General features: G+C 67.6%; 5 protein-coding genes. 1 reads left to right on the top strand and 4 read right to left on the bottom strand.

Annotation, left to right across the window (positions count from 1 at the left end; all coding sequences use genetic code 11):
• From ACLFRB_RS11625 to ACLFRB_RS11610, 4 genes are all read right to left on the bottom strand, one after another.
• Positions 1–995: FAD-dependent oxidoreductase (locus ACLFRB_RS11625; protein ID WP_411069178.1), on the bottom strand; the 995-nt coding region annotated here is incomplete at its 3' end.
• On the bottom strand, positions 982–1641 hold the full coding sequence (locus ACLFRB_RS11620; RefSeq protein ID WP_411069177.1) for a methyltransferase domain-containing protein: 660 nt from the start codon (positions 1639–1641) through the stop codon (positions 982–984). The genes ACLFRB_RS11620 and ACLFRB_RS11625, both read right to left, overlap by 14 nt.
• Positions 1642–1685: 44 nt before the next feature.
• Positions 1686–2795, bottom strand: coding sequence for a type III polyketide synthase (locus ACLFRB_RS11615; RefSeq protein ID WP_411069176.1), 1110 nt, complete (start codon positions 2793–2795; stop codon positions 1686–1688).
• Positions 2792–2998 carry a hypothetical protein gene (locus ACLFRB_RS11610; RefSeq protein WP_411069175.1) on the bottom strand — a complete coding sequence of 69 codons (207 nt, stop codon included), beginning with the start codon at positions 2996–2998 and terminating at the stop codon, positions 2792–2794. Before ACLFRB_RS11610 ends, ACLFRB_RS11615 begins: the two co-directional genes overlap by 4 nt.
• Positions 2999–3287: 289 nt before the next feature.
• Between ACLFRB_RS11610 and ACLFRB_RS11605 the strand changes: the two genes are divergently transcribed.
• Complete coding sequence (locus tag ACLFRB_RS11605; protein ID WP_411069174.1) at positions 3288–3704, top strand: general glycosylation pathway protein; 417 nt, start codon at positions 3288–3290, stop codon at positions 3702–3704.
• The last annotated feature ends 246 nt before the right edge of the window (positions 3705–3950 follow it).

The raw sequence follows: 3950 nt of genomic DNA, 5'->3' as shown, positions 1-3950 counted from the left end.
TGGCGATTGTAGGCGGCGAGCTCGCGCTGGCGCCTCTGGGTCCGGGGTCCGGCGCGTGCCAGTCGCTCGGCGAGCTCCGCGGCATCCAGCCAGCCGAGATTCATGCCCTGGCCGCCAATGGGGCTGACGATATGGGCGGCGTCGCCGGCGAGGGCCCAGCCGGGCCCGGCCATGGGCGCGGCCAAGTACCGGCCCACCCCGAACGCACTGGTCATGTGACAGGCGGCCGAATCGAGCTCGTGGCCTAACCACGCCCGCACGGCCTCATCAATCACCGCCCGGTCCGGCGGCTCGTTTCGGGTGTCGGTCTTGACCACCCACCGGCGCCGCCCATGGGGCAAGGGGAACGATTCGATCAGGCCCTCGCGCGGCAGATACACCGCCGCATCCGCCCCCAGGTCGGTGTTGTCCTCGAAATCCCCCATCACGTAGCGGTCCGGATAAGGTCCTCCCCGGAAGGTGCCCCCCATGGCCTTCCTCACCAGGCTATCCTTGCCGTCGCAGCCGACGACCACCCGGCAGCGGAGCTCGCCGCTCTCGCCGGATGGCCCCTGCCAGGACAGACGGGTCTCCGGGCCTTCCGCGCGGCATGCGGTTACCCGATACCCCCGCCACAGCACGCCCCGGGCGCGTTCCTCGAGGAAACGCGCTAGTACCGACTCGGTGCGATGCTGGGGGATGGCGAGGATATAAGGGAACGGTGGCGGGCAGCGGTCGAACCGGACCGTGCCCAGGCGGCCCCGTTCACCGATTGCGTGCCCGCGACGGATCGCCACGGCTTCCTCCTTCAGCCGTTCGTCCAGGCCCAGCCGGGCGAGCCGCCCAAGCGCCGGCGGATGGATGCCGATGGAGCGCGAATGGGGTGCCGGGGCCCGGCGAGATTCCAGCACCCGGCAATCCATGCCCCGTTCGGTCAGCTCGGCGCCGAGATACAGGCCCACGGGCCCGCCGCCGACCACCGCGACATCGCAGCGCTCCAGCTCACCCGCGCTCACGGTCGTAGACCAGCAGCAGACGGAAGGGGTACAGCGGGGTAACCCGCCAGCCCGCGCCGACGCGCCGGGCCAGCTCTTCCCGGGTATACGAGCGGCGAATCGAGCGTAGCCCGTCCTCACGAATAAAAGAACGCCGGAAGAAAAGGGGCGTCACTGCCGAGAATAGCCCATAGCCCACATCCGTTCGCACCAGGTCGTTGAACAACGCCACCCGCCGGCACAGCGTGGCCGCCGTGGCCAGCATCCCCTCCAGCTCCTCGCCGACGAGGTGGTGGAGCATATGGTTGGAGAGGACGAAATCGTAACGCTCCCCGCGCGCGGCCAATTCGTGGGCATCGCCGTGTTCGAAACGGACCCCGTCCGGCAGCGGTTGCTGATTGGCATATTCCACGGCCCGCGCATCGGTCTCCACGCCGCGCACCCGCAGATCGATCCCTTCCCGGCGCGCCCAGGCGGCGATCCGGAGCGGAATGTCGCCGCCGCCGAAGCCGATATCGAGCAGAGAATACGTCGCCCCGGGCTCGCCCATGCGTGGCCGCAGCCACCGGCGATAGAGCATCCGGCTGCGCGATAACAGCGCGTTGATCCAGAAGAACTGGCGATAGGTGTTGGCGAGCTCGTCCGGATCGCAGTCGGGCGCGTCCATGCGCTCGGTAAGTCCGGGCTCGCGATCGCGCAGGATTACGGGCCTCACCGGCGGCCTCCGACCCCGGTCAGGCGCATGCTCTCCACGGCCAGGCCCGGACCGCAGGCCAGCGCCAGGATGCGGCGCCCCGGCGAGTCAACGCCGCGGTCCAGCATGGCCGCCAGCACGAAAAGGATGGAAGCACTGCTCATGTTCCCGTAGCTGGCAAGGATGCGCCGCGACACCTCGGTATGCTCCGGACTCAGGTCCAAACTCCGCTCGATGCCGTCCAGGATGGGCCGTCCGCCGGGATGGAGGGCCCAGGCATCGACGGCCTCCGGCCCCTCGCCCAGCTGGGTCAGAAGCGTCTGCAGGGCCGCGTGGAGGTTGGCCTCGATGATGGCCGGGACCTCCTTGGACAAGGTCATGCGGAACCCGGTATCCCCGAGGGTCCAGGCCATCTCGCTGCTGGCCTCCTCGGTGAGCAGCGAGGCAGTCGCCTCGATGCGAAAACCGGGCCGGACGGGCTCCTCCGCGCACACCAGGGCGCCCGCCGCCCCATCGGCGAAAAGCGCCGCCGAAACGAGGTTGTCGCGACCGGGGTCCGGCTGCAGGTGCAGGGTGCAAAGCTCCACCGACAGCACCAGCACCCGGGCGGAAGGTTCCGCCTCGCAGATCGAGCGCGCCAGATCGAGCGCCGGCAGGGCGGCGTAGCAGCCCATGAACCCCAAATGGTAGCGACGCGTGGAACGGCTCAGGCCCAGCGCACGGATCACCGCTTGCTCGGGGCCCGGCGCGGTGAATCCGGTGCACGAGACCGTGATCACATGGCTGATGCGCTGGGCCTGGGTAGGGGGTTGGCCGTCCAGTAACGAGCGCGCCACCCGCGTGCAGAGCGCGCCGGCATGCTCTTCATAAAGTTGGTTCCGGGCTTCCGTACCCGGCTGCTCCGTGCCCCCGCCCGCGGGGAAGAACAGGGGTTCCGCGGACCCGCCCTCGAAATCCGGTAGCACCGTATGGCGCCGCTCAACGCCGGCCAGCGGCCAGGTGCGGTCGATAAAGCGCCGCGTGGCCGCATCCTCGCCCATGTAGTACTGCATCCAGCTGGCCAGATCGGCCTGGCGGCACGCGGTGGCGGGCACCGCGGTGGCCAGCTTGTGGATGTAGGCGCTCATGGACCGCTGGACCTCGATTCCGGGCCGCGGTGGGCCACCACCAGGCCGTAGCGTAATGCGCCGCTGGTGTACGCCAGGAGCATCCGTGGAACCATCTGAACGAACCCCCGCTCGGTGTGGGCCGCGTTGAGCAGATCGCGCGGGTTTTCGCCCCGGTCGTGGTGACGGGCGTAGTGGTGCTGGGGCCTCGGTCCCAGGAACAATGTCGCGTAGCCCTACCGGACCCGCAAGGGTGGCTCCGAGAGGGCGTTTCGCGCCAAACTCCCAAGGAGGAAACCAATAAGGGGGCGGAACCGGGTAGGCCTGCACCGGGGCTCCCAAGGCTTCAGGGAGGAGGGGGCGCGGGATGACCCGGCCGGCCCCGGCAGGGTCCCGCAGGCATTGCCCCGCTCCTCCTGAGGGAAGCGGAGGCCCGCCAACAGGATTCAGGCCCAAGACAGGGAAACAAATGTGAGAGGGGCGAGGTACTTTTCAGAGCAGCTTGGGCGAGGCGTGTACATCCTCATCAGCCTGTTTCTGAGCTTGATGGCTCTCTTGCTGATGGGGGGCGCGGTATATGAGGTCTGGATGTCCTGGGGGGACGCCGCGTTGTTCGTCCCCTCTCTTCTCGACGGAATTGCCTTGATCGTCATCGGCATGGCCGTATTTGATGTGGCCAAATTTCTGGTCGAGGAAGAGGTTTTCCTTCCCAGGGGGCAAAAATCGCAAGGAAGCCAGCGCGGCACGTTGATCAAGTTCCTGGTGATAATCAATATTGCCATGCTCATGGAGGCCTTGGTTTTCGTCTTCACGGCCGCCAAAAAGGATATCAGTCTGCTGGTGTACCCAACTTTCCTGCTGGTTGGCTCTGTTCTGCTGGTGATCGGTCTGGGGGTGTACCAGAAGCTGACCCAGGGGGAGGGGCCGTAGGCGCCAACCTAGCCTTCCACCCTTGGCTCCTGCCTCCACCGGCTTGGTGGCTCAAACCGCCTCCCAGCCCTTTTGGGTCAGACTCATCGCGATCTGGCCCACCGTTGCATTCCCCGCCGGATTACCCCGTGGCTTCTGCCCCCGCGGGGAAGGTGTCGGGCACCCTGGTTGCTACCACGAAGGTGTTGCGGGGTAGCTGCCAGCCCTTGGCCCCCTGGCCGTCCTGCCTAAATTCCGGGCAAGTGT

The sequence above is a fragment of the Thiohalorhabdus sp. genome, assembly GCF_046545655.1.
GTDB lineage: Bacteria > Pseudomonadota > Gammaproteobacteria > Thiohalorhabdales > Thiohalorhabdaceae > Thiohalorhabdus.
Note: the sequence above shows the minus strand (reverse complement) of the source record. Positions and strands in the feature narration are given on the sequence as shown.

Bases quoted from the DNA above. Each gene is read 5' to 3' on its own strand.
- ACLFRB_RS11620 (WP_411069177.1), bottom strand. From the start codon at position 1,641: ATGGACGCGCCCGACTGCGATCCGGACGAGCTCGCCAACACCTATCGC.
- ACLFRB_RS11615 (WP_411069176.1), bottom strand. From the start codon at position 2,795: ATGAGCGCCTACATCCACAAGCTGGCCACCGCGGTGCCCGCCACCGCG.